Source organism: Vibrio sp. D173a (assembly GCF_030248475.1).
The window spans coordinates 76,208-95,078 of the sequence record NZ_JAHGAH010000007.1 but is presented as its reverse complement, the minus strand read 5'-3'; the positions used below and the strand labels follow the sequence as shown (position 1 = coordinate 95,078).

The following is an 18,871-nucleotide window of genomic DNA, read 5'->3' as shown; positions in this document are numbered from 1 at the left end:
AATGATGCAAAGTGTAGATATCGCCATCATCGGCGGTGGAATGGTCGGTTTAGCATTAGCGGCCGCTTTTAAGGACAGTGACCTGCGTGTGGCCGTTATTGAAGGAGCAGTACCAAACGACACACTCAACGAACTACCAGATGTTCGCGTATCGGCGTTAAGTCGTTCAAGTGAAACCATCCTTCGCAACCTTGGTGCGTGGCAAGGTATCGAGCAGCGTCGTGCCTCACCATACTATGCGATGGAAGTCTGGGAGCAAGACAGTTTCGCGAATATCGCATTTGATGCGCAGAGAATGGCTCAGCCTGATCTCGGTCATATCGTTGAAAACCGTGTGATTCAATTAGCGCTGTTAGAGCAAGTTCAAAAGCTCGATAACGTGACGCTGTTTATGCCTGCTCGTTGTGCAACGCTTGCGGTGGGTGAGCAAGAAAGCTGGCTAACGCTCGACAATGGTCAAGCTATGACAGCTAAGTTGGTTGTTGGCGCAGATGGTGCAAACTCTTGGCTGCGTAACCAAATGGATATCCCACTAACGCATTGGGATTACGGTCATAGTGCCCTTGTTGCGAACGTGAAAACTGCAGACCCACACAATAGCGTTGCTCGTCAGATCTTTACACCGCAAGGTCCATTGGCTTTCCTGCCAATGTCTGATCCACACATGTGTTCGATTGTTTGGTCTACCGAACCAAATCGCGCAGAGCAACTGCTGGCGATGAACGAGCAAGAATTCAATAAATCACTGACTAGCGAATTTGATGTGCGCTTAGGTTTGTGTGAAGTGGTTGGTGAACGTGCTGCATTCCCACTTAAGATGCGTTATGCACGAGACTTTGTAGTCGAACGCGTGGCGTTAGTTGGCGATGCTGCCCATACCATTCATCCGCTGGCGGGGCAGGGTGTGAACCTTGGCTTACTGGATGCTGCGAGCTTAGCGCAAGAAGTATTGGCGCTGTGGAAACAAGGGCAGGACATTGGCACCAAACGTAACCTACGTGGTTACGAGCGTTGGCGTAAAGCTGAAGCGGCGAAGATGATCGCAGCAATGCAAGGCTTCCGTGATCTGTTCTCTGGTGAGAATCCTGCCAAGAAGCTGGTCCGAGGTATTGGTTTGAGCCTAGCAGGACAGTTGCCGGGGGCAAAAGACGAAATCATGAAACGTGCATTAGGTTTGAAAGGCAACTTGCCGGAACTGGCGCGTCAATAAACGCCTCTCTCGCTTGGCGAATAAAAGACACAAAAAAGGCTGGTTAATCCAGCCTTTCTTATTACATCGATGTTTTAAGCTAAGCGTATGCGCATCTGAGCTTCATAATCTCTTGGTTAATCTCTTTTACTGCCTGAAAGTGACGCTTCTCAGCTTTCTCTGGCAGTATCAATTTTCCGTTATCAAACTCGAACTTACCGACTCCGTAAATATAAATTCTTCCCTTAAAAAGACGACTTATGTGTTTAGCAATCATACCTGGTGTATAGCGCTTAAACAGTCTCATATTTACTCTTCCTTATCTCTTACCTAGCCCAGTCATTCTACGTTTCTCACGTAAAAATTATTGTGACAGCAATAGTATTAAGTGCAGTTGAGCTCCTTTGCTTTAGAGATTTGTGCTGCCTTAGACAAATTGACAGAGTCATATCTCAAATAGCGTGAGGATTACCTCAAAAAATCATTGTCGAAGGAACCTGTCCTTGAGTCCTCCTGTTCTTATTTGGTGCATTAAGCAACAGCTTTGTTACAGAATTAAGAATAGAAGGAAAATGATTGTTTGCGAAATGTTTTTACTCAATGGGTTGCATTTTGTTCGTTTTGATGAGGTTGAAACCTCAAATGCATTGCTTTCATTGAGTTAGAGGAAGTAAAAAGGAAAAAGTTCCACGCAAAAAAAAGCCCGCTTCGGCGGGCGAATAGTCACAGATGCATTACACAAAAGTGGACGACTGACTTAATGAACGCTGTCATACAAGTCAGCTGATTCACTTTATGTTGATTAAGTCGTTGTTGAAAACTTAACCAACAAATTCAGCATATACGAGTTTTTTATGTGTGACTATTTATGTTTTTAAAATGATTAAAAATTCTTTAATGTAATCGGCGAGATATGAGTGAGATCACGCAGGAGTGAGAATCCTGCGCTCGATTACATGTTAGCGGCAGATATCAGCCATGGTTGGTTGGCACAATTGGATGAGATCATCGATGGACAGCGCTAAGCCTGCCATGCGATCACCGCTGCTAATGGTGATTTCTTTTTCTTCAAGCAAACTTGGGTCAAACACGATCGGCATGTAGCGTTTTAAAAGTAGTGGCGTGACAGTACCAATCTTGTATCCGGTAATCGCTTCTACGTCCGCTTGATCAACACACGTCATACGACGGCACTGCAGTAATGCGCGTACCTTCTTTGGATCAACGCTACGATCACCTGGAGCACAGGCAAGCGCATATTGGTTCCCCATATCGCGCAAAAGAATCGCTTTGACCATTTGAGAAGGGCGAATGCCGCGTTGTTGCGCGGCATCCTCAATGGTTGTTGCTGGCCTTTGATGAGGAAGAAGGCGAAACTCGATGTTCTGGTCCGCCAAAAACTGCATCAAAGGGGTATGAATGGTATTACTCATCGTCAAGACTGTACGGCAGTGCTGCGATTTCCCATTCGCACTCTGGCTGAGCAACCAAGCGCAGACGAGTGTCATCGTCTAGGTTGTTTGGTAACACAATGAGCCCCATCGCTTGGTTGTCGCTGAATTGGTAATGTGTGAGCAATGCACCTACTGAACGCCAGTTTTCACCGACACTACGTTCCAATTCGATCGCACCCTTACCTAAGGCTTCAGCGGTTGCACCTTTAACAATGTACATTGCACGTTTGTTGGTGCCGCGGTATTTCGCGCGTGCTACGGTTTCTTGGCCTGTGTAGCAGCCTTTCGTAAAGCTGATGCCACCGAGCGCTTGTACGTTTAGCGCTTGTGGAATGTGCTCGTTTTGCGCGTCTGCTGCCACGTATGGTAGTGCTGCTTCAATATCGAAACGGGTCCAAAGCTCATGAGTAGGCAGCGTTGCTTGGCTACCTTCCACTAACGATTGTGCTGCTTCTGCTGTAAGCGCAAGTAACCAGCGGTTTGAAGCCACTTTGACTGCAGTGCCACCTTCAACAGTACGCACTTCGCCAGAATCAGCATTTAATGTTGAGATGAACGCATCGGCATTCTCACCAGCGACACCTAGCACAACGTCGCTAGACTTTTCGATGGTCACTTTAGAGAACACCGCGTACTTTTTGATTTCTTTCAGTTCCACTTCAATCGCTGATTTCGGCTGAACCATTGCGTAGCCATCGTTATGGTGGAATAGGCGGAAGACGCTCCACACTTTACCTTTCGCATCACAATGGGCCCCCAACATTGATTGGTCTTTCTCAAGAGAAACCACATCACAAGTAACTTGACCGTGTAGGTATGACTTTTTGTCATCCCCGACCATGGTGATCATGCCCAGGTTATCCAATAGCGAGATAGACAGCTCAGGTAGTGCGTCTTGTGTCGATAGGTTCAGTGGTGAAAAGCGAGTTTGCCATTCCATGATTACAATGCCTTTTGAAGATATTTTTCAGCTATGTTAAATGCAGAATCGGTATTTGTCAGCACTCAATATATCCACGCGATTTTGAGGTGTTTGGCGCAGCTGAACGTTTGTTTATTAAATGCGTTCAGGATTTGCAGCGACTTGGCTACATATTGTGACCCGCACACTAGTGACGTTGCACATCCCTTGTTACACTCCGCACTAAGAACAAGACATCTATGAAGGAATACTGAATGTACACTGCGGAAGAAAAGGCGCGTATTAAATGGGCTTGTCGTCGTGGCATGCTTGAGCTTGACGTGGTGATTATGCCGTTTTTTGAAGAGTGCTTTGATGCACTGAATGAGCAAGAGCAGCGTGATTTTGTCTCACTATTAGAATGTGATGATCCCGATCTGTTTACTTGGGTAATGGGACACGGTCGCAGCGAAAACCTAGGTCATGCATCGATGGTTGATAAAATTGTCGCGCACAACCTCAGCAAGGTTCGTTAATCTCAAGGTTAACACGTCTCTATACGCCCAAATTGCCAACCAACTTCTTCTCCTAGGTTGCGTTTGGGCGCTTATCTGTTCTGACATCCCACTCGTCTTATCAACTTATCTGTTATTACTGATTCTTCGCAGCCAAATGCAAGGCGGCTTTGTCGTGCCTTCAGCCTGTGGCGGTTGGTATTTACATCGTGATGGCACGGTACGTAATGACAAGCAAACCTCTACATTATCTAGCGTTGATGTTTCGGCTACGGCGTTCAAAGTGACGTTTGAATTAACGTCGGGGGAAAGTGCGACAATCTGGCGAGACAGTTGTGAGGATGTGGCTTATCGCCAACTGTGTTTGATATTACGTCAATGGAAAATGGGAGCCGAAGCCCCCATTTGATCTTGTATCTGACGGTTACTTTTAGTACCAGAGCTATTTGTTTGGCGTAAGAATCGTTGGGCCGCTGTTTTCTAGCTGGTTTGGATAATCCAAGGTGTAGTGCAGACCGCGACTCTCTTTACGCTGCATCGCACAACGTACCATCAACTCTGCGACTTGCAGCAGGTTACGTAGCTCTAGCAAGTTGTTCGATACGCGGAAGTGGCTGTAGTACTCGTGCGTTTCTTGTTGCAGCATCTGGATACGACGCAGTGCTCGTTCAAGGCGCTTATCGGTACGAACGATGCCCATGTAATCCCACATAAACAGGCGCAGCTCATGCCAGTTATGTTGGATGATCACTTCTTCATCACTGTTGGTCACTTGGCTTTCATCCCAACATGGAACTTGCGGTGCTAGTTCTACTTCGTTGTGATGTTTAAGAATGTCTTTGGCTGCCGACCATGCGTAAACCACACACTCAAGTAGTGAGTTCGATGCCATACGGTTCGCACCGTGCAAGCCAGTGTAGCTCACTTCACCAATCGCGTAGAGGTTCTTCAGGTCGGTATGACCGTTTTGATCGACCATGACGCCACCGCATGTGTAGTGCGCTGCTGGTACAATTGGGATCGGCTCTTTAGTCATGTCGATACCCAAATCCATCAAACGAGAGTAGATGGTTGGGAAATGCTTAGTAATGAAATCCGCTGGCTTGTGGCTGATGTCGAGGTACATGCAGTCAGCACCTAAGCGCTTCATTTCGAAGTCGATCGCGCGAGCCACGACGTCACGTGGAGCAAGCTCTTTACGCTCGTCGAAATCCGGCATAAAACGTGAACCATCAGGACGACGTAAATACGCGCCTTCTCCACGCAATGCTTCTGTCAGTAAGAAGTTGCGCGCTTCTGGGTGGAACAGACAGGTCGGGTGGAATTGGTTGAATTCCATGTTCGCAACGCGACAACCTGCGCGCCAGGCAATTGCAATACCATCGCCGGATGATACGTCTGGGTTAGACGTGTATTGGTAAACTTTGGAAGCGCCGCCCGTTGCCAGTACAACAAATTTAGCGCGAACAGTTTCTACCTGCTCTTCGTTGCGGTTCCAAATATAAGCACCAATGATCTTGTTTTTGTCGCCGCCGATTTTATCTTCGGTGATCAAATCCAGAGCATTATGACGTTCAAGAACATGAATGTTTGGGTGGCAGTGTGCGTTGTCTTGCAGAGAGGTTTGCATTGCCATGCCAGTTGCATCGGCAGCGTGCAATATACGGCGACGGCTGTGACCGCCTTCGCGAGTTAAGTGATAGCGTGGTTCATCGTCAGAATCATCGTCTTCACGATCAAATGGTACACCGCCATCAATCAACCATTGCACGCACTCTTTTGAGTTTTCCGCGATGAATTTAACGGTCTCTTCATCACAGATACCATCCCCGGCAATTTGCGTATCTTCAACGTGAGACTCAATCGTGTCTGACTCATCAAATACAGCAGCGATACCACCTTGCGCGTAAAACGTCGCGCCTTCGCTGCGTGGTCCTTTACTTAGAACCATCACCTTACAGTGGTTTGCGACACGCAAAGCTAACGACAAGCCTGCGGCGCCACTCCCTACCACTAACACATCACATTCATGTTTACGATTTGTGTTCATATTACTTTTACAATCCCAAGCTAAGGTAACAAGGCTACCTTGTGTATATTTTGCACACCATGTGCATTCCATTAACGCGACATCCGTCGCTAAGGGCTAAGTTGGGAGACGTATCGAAATCGGCGTTACTTTGGTGACTTCAGCCACTCTTGTTTTTCCATGCTTTGGGCATGAGGATGCTTCCTGAGTTTTGTTTGCAACGCGATGTTCTGATAGCCATTAGCCATGCAAATGAAAAGTAATAGTTTGTCAATGCCATTGCTTTTCTATGCTCTACCCAGCACAATCTGGGACAGAGATCATCCATTATACCCATTTCCCCATCAGTATGCTCGCTTGTCAAAACGAGACTTAAGTCGGACGAGGAGCGGGATTTGGCTAATGACATCACACTGTGAAAAAGCAATGACAAAAAATTTGAGAAACCATGGAACTTTCTCATTCACGTCGGAGTCACAATAGTGCTCAAGCAAGCAGTGGTGTCCAAGCAGTGGTGTCCAAGCAGTGGTGTCCAAGCAGTGGTGTCAATACTACGTTTTGCATAATTAGTACCCATATCTGAGAAGAGTAGGGGCATAACAAATAGGAGTATCCGCTCGAATGAACGAGCAGCTGACCGATCAAGTATTGATTGAGCGAGTTCAGAATGGCGATAAGCAAGCATTCAACCTGCTGGTAACAAAGTACCAGAACAAGGTATGTAACCTTATCGCCAGATACGTAAGTAATCCTGGCGATGTTCCAGATGTAGCACAAGAAGCGTTTATCAAGGCTTACCGAGCTATCCCTAGTTTTCGTGGGGAAAGTGCGTTTTATACGTGGCTGTATCGCATTGCTGTGAATACTGCGAAAAATCACATTGTTGCCCAAGGTCGTAGACCGCCAGCAACAGACGTGGATGCTGAAGAAGCTGAATTTTACGAAACAGGTAATGCACTTAAAGAAATTTCGAACCCTGAGAACTTAACGTTGTCCAAAGAATTGCAACGGGTAGTGTTCAGTGCAATCGAAGCCTTACCTGAAGATTTAAAAACCGCAATGACTCTTCGTGAGCTTGATGGCTTAAGCTACGAGGAAATTGCTGAAGTAATGGATTGCCCGGTGGGAACGGTACGATCGCGTATCTTCCGTGCTCGTGAGGCGGTGGAAAAGAAAATCAAACCTCTTTTGCAGCGCTAGTACAAGTGATAACTATGGTGAAAATAATGGCTGACAAAGAAAAACTTTCAGCTCTCATGGATGGAGAATTGGTCGATAAGGCTTTAATTCAAGAATTAGAGCAAGACCAAGAGAGCCGTGATGCTTGGCAGAACTATCACCTAATTGGTGATGTGATGCGAGGCGAAGCGCCAGCAAAGCCTGAGTGGAATATTGCTGAAAGCGTAGCGTTAGCGTTAGAAGACGAGCCTGTGCATCGTGCTATCGATTCGCGCAGTGCTAACGTAATTTCAATTAACGACGCGTCAAAAGAGTCGCAACCAGAGCCACAAAAAGCGAAACGCCAGTTGCCTGCATGGTTGACTCAGTTTGGTCAAGTAGCCGTTGCTGCGTGTGTGTCACTTGTTGTGATACTAGGCGTACAGCAGTATGGTGGTAGCGACCCAATGTCGCCGCAAGCAGACCAACTTCCTGTACTTCAGACTGTGCCATTCGCGGGCAGTGCTGAACCAGTAAGCTTGACGCGTGAATCCGTAGAGCGTTCAGTTGGTGAAGCAAATATGCAAGAGCAACGCAAACGCGTTCATGCTATGCTTCGTGACTACGAATTGCAGCTAAGAATTAACAGTGATGCGTCTCAGCAAGATGCACATCTGACTCCGGATATTGAATGAAAAAATTTCTGATCAGCGCTTGCGCTCTGTTCAGTCTGATGTGTTCGCAAGCCTTTGCTGGTGATAAGCCAGCGGAGGCTTTATTGCATCAAATGAGCGAGGCGAGCAAGAATTTAAGCTACGAGCTCTCTTATATCCTTATCAAAAAGAACAGCATTGAACCTTTGCTGTATCGTCATGCGACTCACGACAAAGACCAGTACGCACACCTTGTGTACTTAAGTGGTCCCGTACGTGAAGTGATCCGTCGCGGCACTGAAGTAAGCTACATCGAAACTGGCGCAGAACCGTTTACCATTGAATCGGGTAAAATGGTCGCTCCCATCATGCCAATGCTGAATGCCAATATTGACGAGCTAAACTTGTACTACGACTACGTAAAAGTGGGGCGTGCGCGTGAAGCTGGCGTACCAACACAAGTACTGCGTATTGTGCCAAAAGATGGCTTGCGTTATTCATATGTGTTGTGGATTGATGAGAAGAGCCATTTGCCACTGCGTGCTGACCTAGTTGACCGCGATGGTGAAATGCTTGAGCAATACCGTACTATCTCTTACTCAGTAAACCCTAAGATTGCTGAGTTGATGAGTGGCTTAGAAGAAGTTCAGTTGCCGGCGGTTCTGACAATGCCAAAAGGTGATATTGGAACGAGTAACTGGAATGTAGGTTGGACGCCTGAAGGTTTCCATCCAAATGAACTGAATCGCTACCGTATGGCAGTGACCGACCAAATGGTAGAAAGCCAACTGTACTCTGATGGACTATTTAGTTTCTCTGTGTACGTAGCGAACAAAGACGAGCACTCGTTGAAAGGCCAGCTGGTTCGTCAAGGTCGTCGCACGTTGCATAGCTTTATAAGCGGCAATCACGAAATTTCCGTCGTTGGTGATATTCCACCGACAACGGCTCAGCGTATCGCACAATCGGTCACTTTTAATGTAACAAAGAGTGAAGTGCAATGATGACTGCATTGGCTACCGTGACGGGTGTTCACCGTCACGGTCAGCAATACGATGTCGATCTCAGCTGTGAGCAACAAACCAGTTGCAGCAGCTGTTCATCGCAAAAAAGTTGCGGCACAGGCGTGGTTACTAAAGCGATTGGTAACAAAACGCTGTCGTGGCATTTGCGTACTCCAAAATCCGTCAAAGTTGGTCAAGTCGTGGAAATCGGTTTTCCTGAATCAAGCCTGATCAAATCTGCTATGGCGGTCTACCTTCTTCCTTTGTTTGGTTTGATTCTCGGTGCCGTGATTGGCAACTTCCTGCTCGCACCTTTAACGGCAGGTGGTGAGGGTATTACTATCCTATCCTCGGTGTTGTTTGCGGCTGGTGGTATGTGGCTCGCAAAACGTGTGTCACGCCCGCTTGAAGATGAGTCAAAGCGCCAAGTTACCCTTATTCGAGTTCTCGGTGAACCTATTCAATAAGTTCTAGACTTTAAATAAGGTGCGCCCGTTAACGAAATTGGGTAGAATCTGCCAACTTGATTGAAATGCCGTCAACTGACGGCTTTCTTACTGTCCCTATTTGTAAAGAGTTAGTCACCCTAAATCTATGAAGCACATTCGTAACTTTTCGATTATCGCCCACATCGACCATGGTAAGTCGACCCTATCTGACCGTCTAATCCAAGTTTGTGGTGGATTAAGCGATCGTGAAATGGCCGCACAGGTTCTGGATTCAATGGATCTTGAACGTGAGCGCGGTATCACCATCAAATCTCAGAGTGTGACGCTGAACTACACCGCTAAAGACGGCGAAACTTACCAGTTGAACTTCATCGATACTCCGGGACACGTTGACTTTGCGTACGAAGTATCACGTTCTCTAGCCGCTTGTGAAGGTGCGCTACTGGTGGTTGACGCAGGTCAGGGTGTAGAGGCTCAAACGCTAGCTAACTGTTATACCGCGATCGAAATGGATCTTGAGGTTGTGCCAATCCTAAACAAGATTGACCTACCAGCTGCAGACCCTGAGCGTGTTGCGGAAGAAATTGAAGAAATCGTTGGTATTGATGCAATGGAAGCTACCCGCTGTTCTGCAAAGACAGGTATCGGTGTAGATGATGTTCTAGAAAACATCGTATCAGCAATTCCAGCACCAGAAGGTGATCCAGATGCGCCACTTCAAGCGCTGATCATCGACTCATGGTTCGATAACTACCTTGGTGTTGTTTCTTTGGTTCGTATTAAAAACGGCTCACTGAAGAAAAACGACAAGATCAAAGTTATGAGCACTGGCCAAACTTGGGGTGTAGACCGTCTAGGTATCTTCACACCTAAGCAAGTGGACACTGATGTTCTGCGTACTGGCGAAGTAGGCTGGGTAGTTTGTGGCATCAAGGACATCCTAGGCGCACCAGTAGGTGATACGCTGACACTGGCTAAAAACGGCAGTGAGGAGCCACTTCCTGGTTTTAAGAAAGTCAAACCTCAGGTATACGCGGGTCTATTCCCTGTATCTTCTGATGATTACGAAAACTTCCGTGACGCACTAGGTAAACTTAGCTTAAACGATGCATCGCTATTCTACGAGCCAGAAAACTCAGCAGCACTAGGCTTTGGTTTCCGTTGTGGTTTCCTAGGCATGCTGCACATGGAAATCATCCAAGAGCGTCTAGAACGTGAATACGACCTAGACCTAATTACAACGGCACCAACCGTAGTTTACGAAGTAGAGCAAACTAACGGTGAGACAATGTACGTTGATAGCCCAGCAAAACTGCCAGCGGTTAACGACATCGAAGAGATCCGTGAGCCTATCGCGCGCTGTAACATCCTAGTACCAGCGGACTACCTAGGTAACGTAATCACACTATGTGTTGAGAAGCGTGGTGTTCAGGTGGACATGGTTTACCACGGTAACCAAGTTGCGATCACTTACGACATCCCAATGGCTGAAGTGGTACTGGACTTCTTCGACCGTTTGAAATCGACATCACGTGGCTACGCGTCTCTGGATTACAACTTCCAACGCTTTGAAGCATCGAACATGGTACGTGTAGACGTACTACTGAACGGCGACAAAGTGGATGCGCTAGCGCTGATTACGCACAAAGATCAGTCTCAGACTCGTGGTCGTCAGCTTGTTGAGAAAATGAAAGAGTTCATTCCTCGTCAGATGTTCGACATCGCGATCCAAGCGGCTATCGGTAACCACATCATCGCGCGTTCTACAGTGAAACAGCTACGTAAGAACGTAATCGCGAAATGTTACGGTGGTGACGTGAGCCGTAAGAAGAAACTTCTGAAGAAACAGAAAGAAGGTAAGAAACGTATGAAGCAGATCGGTAACGTAGAGCTGCCTCAAGAAGCGTTCCTAGCAATTCTTCACGTTGGTAAAGACTAGAGTTGAACTATCTCGTACTCTTGTCTGTCATAAGACGTTAGATAGTAAAATAAGTGAAAGGGTTTCGGCTCTTTCACTTTCGTATTTTTAGATAAGGGAATTTAATGGCGAATACATTCTCACTGATTCTAGTTATCGTGACTTTGGTAACTGGCGTAGTTTGGCTACTAGAAAAGCTCGTGTTTGCGAAAAAACGTCAAGCGAAAGTAGCGGAGATCCAAGCGCAAACAGCAAATGGTCTGGATGCGGTGACGCTACAAAAAGTAGAAAGCCAACCGTGGTGGGTAGAGAACAGTGTGTCTATCTTCCCTGTGATTGCATTCGTATTAGTATTACGTTCTTTTATCTATGAACCGTTCCAAATCCCTTCAGGCTCAATGATGCCAACCCTACTAGTGGGTGACTTCATTTTGGTGGAGAAATACGCGTACGGATTGAAAGATCCTGTATGGCGCACTCAGCTAGTGGAAACTGGTAAGCCAGAACGTGGCGACATCGTAGTATTCAAATACCCACCTCAGCCAAACATTGACTACATTAAGCGTGTGGTTGGTTTGCCAGGTGATACTGTTCGTTACTCTGCGGATAAGCAGGTATGTATTCAGTCGAAAGGTGAATCAACTTGTAAGCCAGTTAAGTTGAGCAATGTTGAAGAGAGCCCATTCATCCAAAATGGCATTCCTCTGATTCAGATGAATGAAAAATTGGGTGAGGTTGAACACCAAATTCTGGTGAATCCACTCGCTCGTGATCGTGTGCAGAACTACCAGCCACGTCCAGGTGTTAACGAGTGGGTTGTACCACAAGGTCAGTACTTTGTTATGGGTGATAACCGTGACAACAGTGCAGACAGCCGTTACTGGGGCTTTGTTCCAGAAGCAAACTTAGTCGGTAAAGCTGTAGCGATCTGGATCAGCTTCGAGTTTGATCGTGGCGCAGACAGCGTTCTACCTTCATGGATTCCAACTGGTGTGCGTTTCAATCGCATCGGTGGTATTCACTAACCATTCAAATATCGAGAGAGTATGAATTCTCCAATTGAGAAACTAGAGAGAAAGCTCGGCTACCAATTTAAGGATGCTGGGCTTATCAACTTGGCGCTGACTCACCGCAGCGCCAACAGTAAGCACAATGAACGTCTTGAGTTTCTGGGCGATTCAATTTTAAGTTTTGTCATCGCTGATGATCTGTACCATCGTTTCCCGAAAGTGAACGAAGGTGACATGAGCCGTATGCGCGCGACCTTGGTTCGTGGGCACACATTGGCGGAACTGGGTCGTGAATTCGATCTAGGAGATTATTTAAAATTAGGTCCAGGTGAATTGAAGAGTGGCGGTTTCCGCCGAGACTCTATTCTAGCCGATGCGGTAGAAGCCATTATTGGTGCGATTTACCTTGATAGTGATATTGAACAAGTTCGCGGTATTGTACTGAGTTGGTACAACTCGCGTCTTGAGGCGATCAAGCCTGGCGTATCACAAAAAGATCCAAAAACTCGCCTACAAGAGTTCCTGCAAGGCAGAAGAAAACCGCTGCCTGTCTACACAGTGACTAATATTAAAGGTGAAGCGCACAACCAAGAGTTCACGGTTGAGTGTGACGTAGCAGGTGTGGATAAGCCTGTAATCGGTAAAGGCACCAGCCGCCGCAAGGCAGAACAAGCGGCTGCAGAAACGGCACTTGAGCAATTAACGAATGGCTGATAACGAATTCGATATCGATGCGTTTTTCGCATCACACGGTGAAGTAAGTTCACCAGAAAACCAACACTGTGGCTTCATTGCGATTGTTGGTCGTCCAAACGTAGGTAAGTCGACACTTCTGAACAAAATCTTGGGTCAGAAGATTTCGATCACGTCTCGTAAACCGCAGACGACGCGTCACCGCATCATGGGTGTGGACACAGACGGCGATTACCAAGCGATCTACGTAGATACACCAGGACTTCACATTGAAGAAAAGCGCGCGATTAACCGCTTGATGAACCGTGCGGCAAACTCATCTCTAAGTGATGTGAACCTAGTGTTCTTCTTGGTGGATGGTACGCACTGGACGAACGACGACGAGATGGTGTTGACTAAGCTTCAGAAGTCGAACTTCCCAGTTGTGCTTTGTGTGAACAAAGTAGACAACGTGCAAGATCGTAACGAAGTGATGCTGCATATGATGGACATGTCGAAGAAGATGGACTTCGTTGACGTTGTGCCAATCTCTGCAAAACACGGTAAGAACATTGAAGTACTGCGCAAGCACGTACGCGATCACCTACCGAAAGCAACGCACCACTTCCCAGAAGAATACGTGACGGACCGCTCTCAGCGTTTCATGGCATCAGAAATCGTACGTGAGAAGTTAATGCGCTTCACGGGTGATGAGCTGCCATACTCAGTAACAGTTGAGATTGAGCGCTTCGACTACAACCCAGAAACCGATGGTTTCCATATCAACGCCCTAATTCTTGTTGAACGTAATGGTCAGAAGAAAATGGTGATTGGTAAAGGCGGCGAGAAGATCAAGACAATTGGTCGTGAAGCGCGTCTAGATATGGAAGAGCTATTTGGTCGTAAGGTTTACCTAGAGACTTGGGTAAAAGTGAAATCTGGTTGGGCAGATGACGAACGTGCTCTGCGCTCACTAGGTTACATCGACGACCTGTAAGTTTGGTTGCTTGTAAGTTTGGTAACGAAGACACTTCGTTCCAACATCGACTAAAATATAATATCGATTAAAATAAGGAGCCGCTTGGCTCCTTATTTTTTATTACCGACTTAGGCACACTGATTGAAATGAGCAACCAGTCTTCAGAAGGCTTCCAGCGCTGCTTTGTATTGCACCGACGCCCTTACAGTGAATCGAGCTTGATCCTTGATGTATTCAGCGAGGAGTATGGTCGTATCACACTGATGGCGAAAGGCGCGCGCAGCAAACGCTCTAATCTTAAAGGGGCATTACAGCCCTTCACGCCACTATTGCTGAAATGGTCTGGCAAAGGTTCGATGAAAACCTTACGTCAGGCTGAGCCAATCAGTTTGGGTTTGCCGTTGTTCGGGATAAACCTTTACTCCGCAATGTACGTAAATGAATTAGTCGGGCGCGTGTTAATGGCGGAAGTGCCGATGCCTGCGCTGTTTCATGATTATCTGCATGCACTAACGGAATTGGCTCAGAGTGATAACCCTGAACCGGGGTTGCGTCGTTTTGAATTGGCCCTGCTGTCTTCAATGGGTTATGGCGTCGATTTCTTACACTGCGCCGGGACGGGGGAGCCAGTCGATCCTGAGATGACTTACCGCTATCGTGAGCAAAAGGGATTCATAGCCTCAGTGAGGCGCGATAACCTGACATTTTTAGGTAATGAATTGATTGCGATTAGTGAACGGCGGTTCGTCACTAAAGAGCAATTAAAAGCGGCGAAACGCTTTACACGTATGGCATTAAAGCCGTATCTTGGCGGCAAACCTTTAAAAAGTCGCGAATTATTCATTCAGACATATCGAGCACGGAGTAACGGAAAATGAGCTCAATCTACTTAGGCGTTAATATCGACCATATTGCCACTCTACGTAATGCACGTGGTACTAAATACCCAGATCCAGTTCATGCTGCTGAGATCGCAGAGCGTGCCGGTGCTGACGGTATTACCATCCACCTACGTGAAGACCGTCGCCACATTCTAGATCGTGACGTACGTATCCTACGTGAAACCATTCAAACTCGTATGAACCTTGAAATGGCAGTAACGGACGAGATGGTTGAGATTGCGCTACAAACTAAGCCTGAGTTCGTTTGTCTGGTTCCTGAAAAACGTGAAGAGTTGACAACAGAAGGTGGTCTGGATGTTGTAGGCCAACTTGAGAAAGTGAAAGCGGCAACGCAAAAACTTACCGAAGCGGGCATCAAAGTATCTCTGTTTATCGATGCAGACCGTCAACAGATCGATGCGGCAAAAGCTTGTGGCGCACCTTACATTGAGCTTCACACTGGTCACTACGCAGACGCGACAACAGAAGAAGATCAGCAAGATGAGCTGAAGAAGATCGCAGCAGGCGCGAGCTATGCTGATGACCTAGGTATCATCGTAAACGCAGGTCACGGTCTGACTTACCACAACGTTGCACCAATCGCAGCACTGCCAGAAATCTACGAGCTGAACATCGGTCACTCGATCATTGGCCGTGCGGTTTTCGATGGTCTAGAAAAATCTGTGGCAGAAATGAAAGCCATCATGGTTGCGGCTCGCAAGTAATCAGATTAAAGCATGGCAATTTTAGGACTAGGCACTGACATCGCAGAGATTGAGCGCATTGAAAAAGCGCTCGGTCGTACGGGTGAGCCCTTCGCAAAGCGCATTTTGTCGCAAGATGAAATGGTTAAGTTTGCTGAATTGAAGCAAAAAGGGCGCTACCTTGCGAAGCGTTTCGCAGTAAAAGAGGCGGCCTCAAAAGCGTTAGGAACTGGCATCGCAAAAGGCGTGACCTTCCATGATTTTACGGTTTCGAATGATGAGTTCGGTAAACCGATATTGACCTTATCTGGTGTGGCGAAGCAAATCGCCGAGTCGATGGGCGTTAATCATGTTCATCTGTCGATTTCGGATGAACGTCATTACGCCGTTGCGACGGTGATTTTTGAATCCTAACTTAACCTGATTACGGATTAACAACCGAATACAAAAAAGCCAGAGTCGATGCTCTGGCTTTTTTATGTCTATGATTTACTCGGTTATTCTCTACTGCTCAAGATAGAGTTTCGCCGTCGTGGTGACTTTAATCATCTCATCTTGCAGTTCGAACATTTCTGGTTCGATGTCTTCGATGTCAGCACCCGAGCGCAGCGCTTGTTCCAAGGTTGCACACAGAGACTTTAATCTCGGCACACCGCAGTAAGAGCTGCTGCCGTGAAGTTTATGCACCACATGGATAAGGTCATCACGCGAGAAGCCTTCTTGCTCTAATGCTTGATCGACCACTTCTTCCACCTCAGGAATAAAATCAATCAGCATGCGCAGCATGTCTTTGGCTAAGTCTTCTTTGTTGGCACCCTGCTTTAACGCTGCTTGCCAGTCGATGATGACATCTTGCTGTGGCTTTTCTGGCGCTGATGGCGTAGTCTCCACAATTGGTTCGACATAGGATGGCGCGATTTTGTCGACACTCTCAGTACAGGTATTTGGGTTCCAATGAACCAAAACCTGTTGCAGAACATGTTCTTCAATTGGCTTGGTTAGGTAGTCATCCATCCCCGCAGCCAGTAGTCGGTCACGCTCACCCGCCATGGCATGCGCGGTTACCGCAATCACTGGGGTGTCTTTGTTCAGCTCTAGCTCTTTAATGTGCTGACAAGCGGTCACGCCGTCCATCAATGGCATTTGAATGTCCATGAAGATCAGATCGTATTTCTTTTCAGTTGCAAGATTCACCGCTTGTTGACCATTACTACATGCCGTTACCGTTTCTACACGCTCTTTTAGTAGCGCAGAGATCAGTTTCAAGTTGGCAGGGTTATCATCAACCGCAAGCACCGTCAGTGGTAAGCGTTCGTTCATCACTGGCTCAATTGGTGCAATCACCGCTTGTGGTGTTTCGACGTGATCCGTGATTAGGCTTTGTAGAAGCTTACGACGCGATAATGGCTTGGTCAGACATTGGATCTGATGATCGTTCATCACTTGGTCTGCCAGTGCCAGTTCGGTACTTGGCGTACCCATGATCACACTCGGAGCCATGCGTTTGGCTTGCTCAATCCAAGCCGCTACCGATTGATCATCGTAGGTTTGGTTGGCAGCCAAGTTCAACAAGACGTAATCGTAGTTCTCGTCGTTTTCTGGCAGAGAAGAGCGGTAGGTCACCAGAATGCCTTCTTGGCTCAGGATCTGCTGTGTCACTGACGCCGCTTGCATGTTTGGTTCAACCAACAGCAATTGCTTACCTGTTAGTAGTTCGACTTCAATTAGATCGCTCATTGGCATTTCAGTTGAGTGCAAGCGAACCGTAAACCAGAAGGTAGAACCTTGGTGTAGGCGACTGGTTAGACTGATTTCGCCGCCCATCTGGCTTACCAGTTTCTGGGTGATAACCAGACCAAGACCTGTACCGCCGTAGCGACGTGAGATACTCGCATCTGCTTGGCTAAATGCTTGGAATAACTGCGCTTGCTGACGTTCGGAGATACCAATACCCGTATCGCGCACCATGAATTGCAGTTCGACCGAATCACCAGATTGTGAGCGCATCTCAACGCTGATGTCGATATTACCCCGCTCAGTAAACTTGATGGAGTTGCCGACCAAGTTGGTGAGAATTTGTTGGATACGAAGTGGGTCACCTACCAAACCTTGCGGGATCTTCGGATCCACTTTCAAGGTGATCTCCAAACCTTTCTCGTGCGCGCTGGTGGCTTGTAGGTTGATTACTTCTTCTAAGCTTTCACGGAATTCAAACGGAATGTTTTCCAGTGCTAGCTTACCGGCTTCCAGTTTCGAGAAGTCGAGGATGTCATTGATGATGTTCAGTAGGTTGTTCGCCGACTTCTCAATCGTCTGCAAGTAATCCGTTTGACTGTTCGATAGCTGTGTTTTCAGCATCTGGCGGGTAAAGCCAATTACGCCATTCAATGGGGTACGAAGCTCGTGAGACATGTTCGCCAAGAATTCAGACTTCACTCGGGCTGCTTCTTGGGCACGCTTCTTGGCGATGTCCAACTCCACGTTCTGAATCTCTAGCTGTTCCAGAGTCTCACGCAAGTCTGATGTCGCTTGGTCTATACTGTGCTGCATCTCAACGTGGTATTCCGAAAGCGAGACCGCCATGGCGTTGATACCGTTTTTCAGTTGGTCCAACTCACCGTGCATTTTGCCTTCGATACGCACATCAAGGTGACCACGACGAATGCGGTCCACAACGTTCTTCATGTGGGTGATCGGCTGGGTTACATCATGCATGAGGCGAGAGGCGAACACACTCGCGAGACCAAGACCAAGGATCAACACCAAGAAGGCAGAGAAGACTTCTTGATATTGCTGCAAGCGAAGTGACGAAAGATCCATTTCTACGGCAATGTAGCCGATGGCTTTTGTGCCCTGATTCTCATTTGAGAGCTCCGAAAGATAGTGACCTTCAGATAGAATCGGCACGCGCAGAATAAGCGAGTTATCGAAGATTTCTGAGTCCCCTAACTGAGGGATCGGCTTATCCTTCGGGAACATCAGAGCTTCAAAATTGGGATGGAAGTTAGAAGTGACGAAAAGCTCATGATTTTCATCGAACACCGCGATACTACGAACCAGTTTCGAATTCTTACGGTGAGCGTAACTGATAAGGCGACGAACGGCCTCGCGGCTTTCGGAAAGCAGGTGAGTTTCACTGGCAATCGCAAGCGGTTCGATAATGCTATTACCTGTGGTGATAACTTGTTTCTCTAGGTCTTGGTAGCGGTTGAATGAGAAAAAGCCGCTCAGTAATAAACCAATAATAAGAGTGGGAGCGAGAGTTAGTGTAATTACACGTGCTCTTAAGCCATATCTGGTCATGTTATCTAATTACATCGGAGTCTGGATATGGGAAAATAACGCATTATTTCTC

General features: G+C 47.1%; 19 protein-coding genes. 14 read left to right on the top strand and 5 right to left on the bottom strand.

The window, feature by feature from the left end:
* The first annotated feature begins 1 nt into the window (after position 1).
* The gene (locus KIV40_RS01480; RefSeq protein ID WP_285347782.1) at positions 2 to 1,210 is read left to right on the top strand and encodes an FAD-dependent 2-octaprenylphenol hydroxylase; all 1,209 of its coding nucleotides are present in this window, start codon (positions 2 to 4) and stop codon (positions 1,208 to 1,210) included.
* Between the two features lie 79 nt (positions 1,211 to 1,289).
* Here the strand turns inward: KIV40_RS01480 and KIV40_RS01475 are convergent, their stop codons facing one another.
* The 3 genes from KIV40_RS01475 to ygfZ all read right to left on the bottom strand — a co-directional run bounded on the left by KIV40_RS01475 (position 1,290) and on the right by ygfZ (position 3,583).
* The gene (locus KIV40_RS01475) at positions 1,290 to 1,496 is read right to left on the bottom strand and encodes a DUF1107 domain-containing protein (protein WP_005531630.1); all 207 of its coding nucleotides are present in this window, start codon (positions 1,494 to 1,496) and stop codon (positions 1,290 to 1,292) included.
* Between the two features lie 652 nt (positions 1,497 to 2,148).
* Complete coding sequence (locus KIV40_RS01470) at positions 2,149 to 2,622, bottom strand: aminoacyl-tRNA deacylase (protein WP_038891909.1); 474 nt, start codon at positions 2,620 to 2,622, stop codon at positions 2,149 to 2,151.
* The gene (ygfZ, locus tag KIV40_RS01465) at positions 2,615 to 3,583 is read right to left on the bottom strand and encodes a tRNA-modifying protein YgfZ (protein ID WP_285347781.1); all 969 of its coding nucleotides are present in this window, start codon (positions 3,581 to 3,583) and stop codon (positions 2,615 to 2,617) included. The genes KIV40_RS01470 and ygfZ overlap by 8 nt, the downstream gene beginning before the upstream one ends.
* 236 nt (positions 3,584 to 3,819) lie before the next feature.
* Between ygfZ and KIV40_RS01460 the strand changes: the two genes are divergently transcribed.
* Both KIV40_RS01460 and KIV40_RS35545 read left to right on the top strand, forming a co-directional pair.
* Entirely contained in the window at positions 3,820 to 4,080 is a 261-nt protein-coding gene (locus KIV40_RS01460; RefSeq protein WP_005429937.1) for a succinate dehydrogenase assembly factor 2, read from the top strand.
* A complete protein-coding gene (locus KIV40_RS35545; protein WP_309145832.1) occupies positions 4,028 to 4,468 on the top strand; it encodes a protein YgfX in 441 nt (146 codons plus the stop codon). The genes KIV40_RS01460 and KIV40_RS35545 overlap by 53 nt, the downstream gene beginning before the upstream one ends.
* Before the next feature lie 33 nt (positions 4,469 to 4,501).
* Here KIV40_RS35545 and nadB read toward each other — a convergent pair whose 3' ends face one another.
* Complete coding sequence (nadB, locus tag KIV40_RS01450) at positions 4,502 to 6,109, bottom strand: L-aspartate oxidase (RefSeq protein WP_285347780.1); 1,608 nt, start codon at positions 6,107 to 6,109, stop codon at positions 4,502 to 4,504.
* A gap of 600 nt (positions 6,110 to 6,709) precedes the next feature.
* On the opposite strand from nadB, the gene rpoE reads away from it, so the two are divergent.
* From rpoE to acpS, 11 genes are all read left to right on the top strand, one after another.
* Entirely contained in the window at positions 6,710 to 7,288 is a 579-nt protein-coding gene (gene rpoE, locus KIV40_RS01445) for an RNA polymerase sigma factor RpoE (RefSeq protein WP_134976362.1), read from the top strand.
* Positions 7,289 to 7,314: 26 nt separating this feature from the next.
* Entirely contained in the window at positions 7,315 to 7,941 is a 627-nt protein-coding gene (locus tag KIV40_RS01440) for a sigma-E factor negative regulatory protein (RefSeq protein WP_285347778.1), read from the top strand.
* On the top strand, positions 7,938 to 8,903 hold the full coding sequence (gene rseB, locus KIV40_RS01435) for a sigma-E factor regulatory protein RseB (RefSeq protein WP_285347776.1): 966 nt from the start codon (positions 7,938 to 7,940) through the stop codon (positions 8,901 to 8,903). Before KIV40_RS01440 ends, rseB begins: the two co-directional genes overlap by 4 nt.
* Positions 8,900 to 9,370 carry a SoxR reducing system RseC family protein gene (locus tag KIV40_RS01430; protein ID WP_045384556.1) on the top strand — a complete coding sequence of 157 codons (471 nt, stop codon included), beginning with the start codon at positions 8,900 to 8,902 and terminating at the stop codon, positions 9,368 to 9,370. Before rseB ends, KIV40_RS01430 begins: the two co-directional genes overlap by 4 nt.
* A 127-nt stretch (positions 9,371 to 9,497) precedes the next feature.
* The gene (gene lepA, locus KIV40_RS01425) at positions 9,498 to 11,291 is read left to right on the top strand and encodes a translation elongation factor 4 (protein ID WP_285347775.1); all 1,794 of its coding nucleotides are present in this window, start codon (positions 9,498 to 9,500) and stop codon (positions 11,289 to 11,291) included.
* Between the two features lie 104 nt (positions 11,292 to 11,395).
* Entirely contained in the window at positions 11,396 to 12,295 is a 900-nt protein-coding gene (gene lepB, locus KIV40_RS01420) for a signal peptidase I (protein WP_005426502.1), read from the top strand.
* A 21-nt stretch (positions 12,296 to 12,316) separates the two neighbouring features.
* Positions 12,317 to 12,994 (top strand): ribonuclease III, encoded by a 678-nt coding sequence (gene rnc / locus KIV40_RS01415; protein WP_005449793.1) that lies wholly within the window; start codon positions 12,317 to 12,319, stop codon positions 12,992 to 12,994.
* Positions 12,987 to 13,949: a GTPase Era gene (gene era, locus KIV40_RS01410; protein ID WP_005531651.1), complete on the top strand. Its 963-nt coding sequence runs from the start codon at positions 12,987 to 12,989 to the stop codon at positions 13,947 to 13,949. Before rnc ends, era begins: the two co-directional genes overlap by 8 nt.
* Before the next feature lie 128 nt (positions 13,950 to 14,077).
* Entirely contained in the window at positions 14,078 to 14,809 is a 732-nt protein-coding gene (recO, locus tag KIV40_RS01405; protein ID WP_005426504.1) for a DNA repair protein RecO, read from the top strand.
* Positions 14,806 to 15,537 carry a pyridoxine 5'-phosphate synthase gene (gene pdxJ, locus KIV40_RS01400; RefSeq protein WP_005426507.1) on the top strand — a complete coding sequence of 244 codons (732 nt, stop codon included), beginning with the start codon at positions 14,806 to 14,808 and terminating at the stop codon, positions 15,535 to 15,537. Before recO ends, pdxJ begins: the two co-directional genes overlap by 4 nt.
* A 12-nt stretch (positions 15,538 to 15,549) precedes the next feature.
* On the top strand, positions 15,550 to 15,930 hold the full coding sequence (gene acpS, locus KIV40_RS01395; protein WP_005449797.1) for a holo-ACP synthase: 381 nt from the start codon (positions 15,550 to 15,552) through the stop codon (positions 15,928 to 15,930).
* A 90-nt stretch (positions 15,931 to 16,020) separates the two neighbouring features.
* Here the strand turns inward: acpS and barA are convergent, their stop codons facing one another.
* On the bottom strand, positions 16,021 to 18,819 hold the full coding sequence (gene barA, locus KIV40_RS01390) for a two-component sensor histidine kinase BarA (RefSeq protein WP_285347774.1): 2,799 nt from the start codon (positions 18,817 to 18,819) through the stop codon (positions 16,021 to 16,023).
* Positions 18,820 to 18,871 lie beyond the last annotated feature (52 nt).

Excerpts from the sequence above, each read along its gene's own strand:
- KIV40_RS01480 (WP_285347782.1), top strand. The coding sequence starts at position 2 with ATGATGCAAAGTGTAGATATCGCCATCATCGGCGGTGGAATGGTCGGT.
- KIV40_RS01475 (WP_005531630.1), bottom strand. The coding sequence starts at position 1,496 with ATGAGACTGTTTAAGCGCTATACACCAGGTATGATTGCTAAACACATA.
- KIV40_RS01470 (WP_038891909.1), bottom strand. The coding sequence starts at position 2,622 with ATGAGTAATACCATTCATACCCCTTTGATGCAGTTTTTGGCGGACCAG.
- ygfZ (WP_285347781.1), bottom strand. The coding sequence starts at position 3,583 with ATGGAATGGCAAACTCGCTTTTCACCACTGAACCTATCGACACAAGAC.
- KIV40_RS01460 (WP_005429937.1), top strand. The coding sequence starts at position 3,820 with ATGTACACTGCGGAAGAAAAGGCGCGTATTAAATGGGCTTGTCGTCGT.
- KIV40_RS35545 (WP_309145832.1), top strand. The coding sequence starts at position 4,028 with ATGCATCGATGGTTGATAAAATTGTCGCGCACAACCTCAGCAAGGTTC.
- nadB (WP_285347780.1), bottom strand. The coding sequence starts at position 6,109 with ATGAACACAAATCGTAAACATGAATGTGATGTGTTAGTGGTAGGGAGT.
- rpoE (WP_134976362.1), top strand. The coding sequence starts at position 6,710 with ATGAACGAGCAGCTGACCGATCAAGTATTGATTGAGCGAGTTCAGAAT.
- KIV40_RS01440 (WP_285347778.1), top strand. The coding sequence starts at position 7,315 with ATGGCTGACAAAGAAAAACTTTCAGCTCTCATGGATGGAGAATTGGTC.
- rseB (WP_285347776.1), top strand. The coding sequence starts at position 7,938 with ATGAAAAAATTTCTGATCAGCGCTTGCGCTCTGTTCAGTCTGATGTGT.
- KIV40_RS01430 (WP_045384556.1), top strand. The coding sequence starts at position 8,900 with ATGATGACTGCATTGGCTACCGTGACGGGTGTTCACCGTCACGGTCAG.
- lepA (WP_285347775.1), top strand. The coding sequence starts at position 9,498 with ATGAAGCACATTCGTAACTTTTCGATTATCGCCCACATCGACCATGGT.
- lepB (WP_005426502.1), top strand. The coding sequence starts at position 11,396 with ATGGCGAATACATTCTCACTGATTCTAGTTATCGTGACTTTGGTAACT.
- rnc (WP_005449793.1), top strand. The coding sequence starts at position 12,317 with ATGAATTCTCCAATTGAGAAACTAGAGAGAAAGCTCGGCTACCAATTT.
- era (WP_005531651.1), top strand. The coding sequence starts at position 12,987 with ATGGCTGATAACGAATTCGATATCGATGCGTTTTTCGCATCACACGGT.
- recO (WP_005426504.1), top strand. The coding sequence starts at position 14,078 with ATGAGCAACCAGTCTTCAGAAGGCTTCCAGCGCTGCTTTGTATTGCAC.
- pdxJ (WP_005426507.1), top strand. The coding sequence starts at position 14,806 with ATGAGCTCAATCTACTTAGGCGTTAATATCGACCATATTGCCACTCTA.
- acpS (WP_005449797.1), top strand. The coding sequence starts at position 15,550 with ATGGCAATTTTAGGACTAGGCACTGACATCGCAGAGATTGAGCGCATT.
- barA (WP_285347774.1), bottom strand. The coding sequence starts at position 18,819 with ATGACCAGATATGGCTTAAGAGCACGTGTAATTACACTAACTCTCGCT.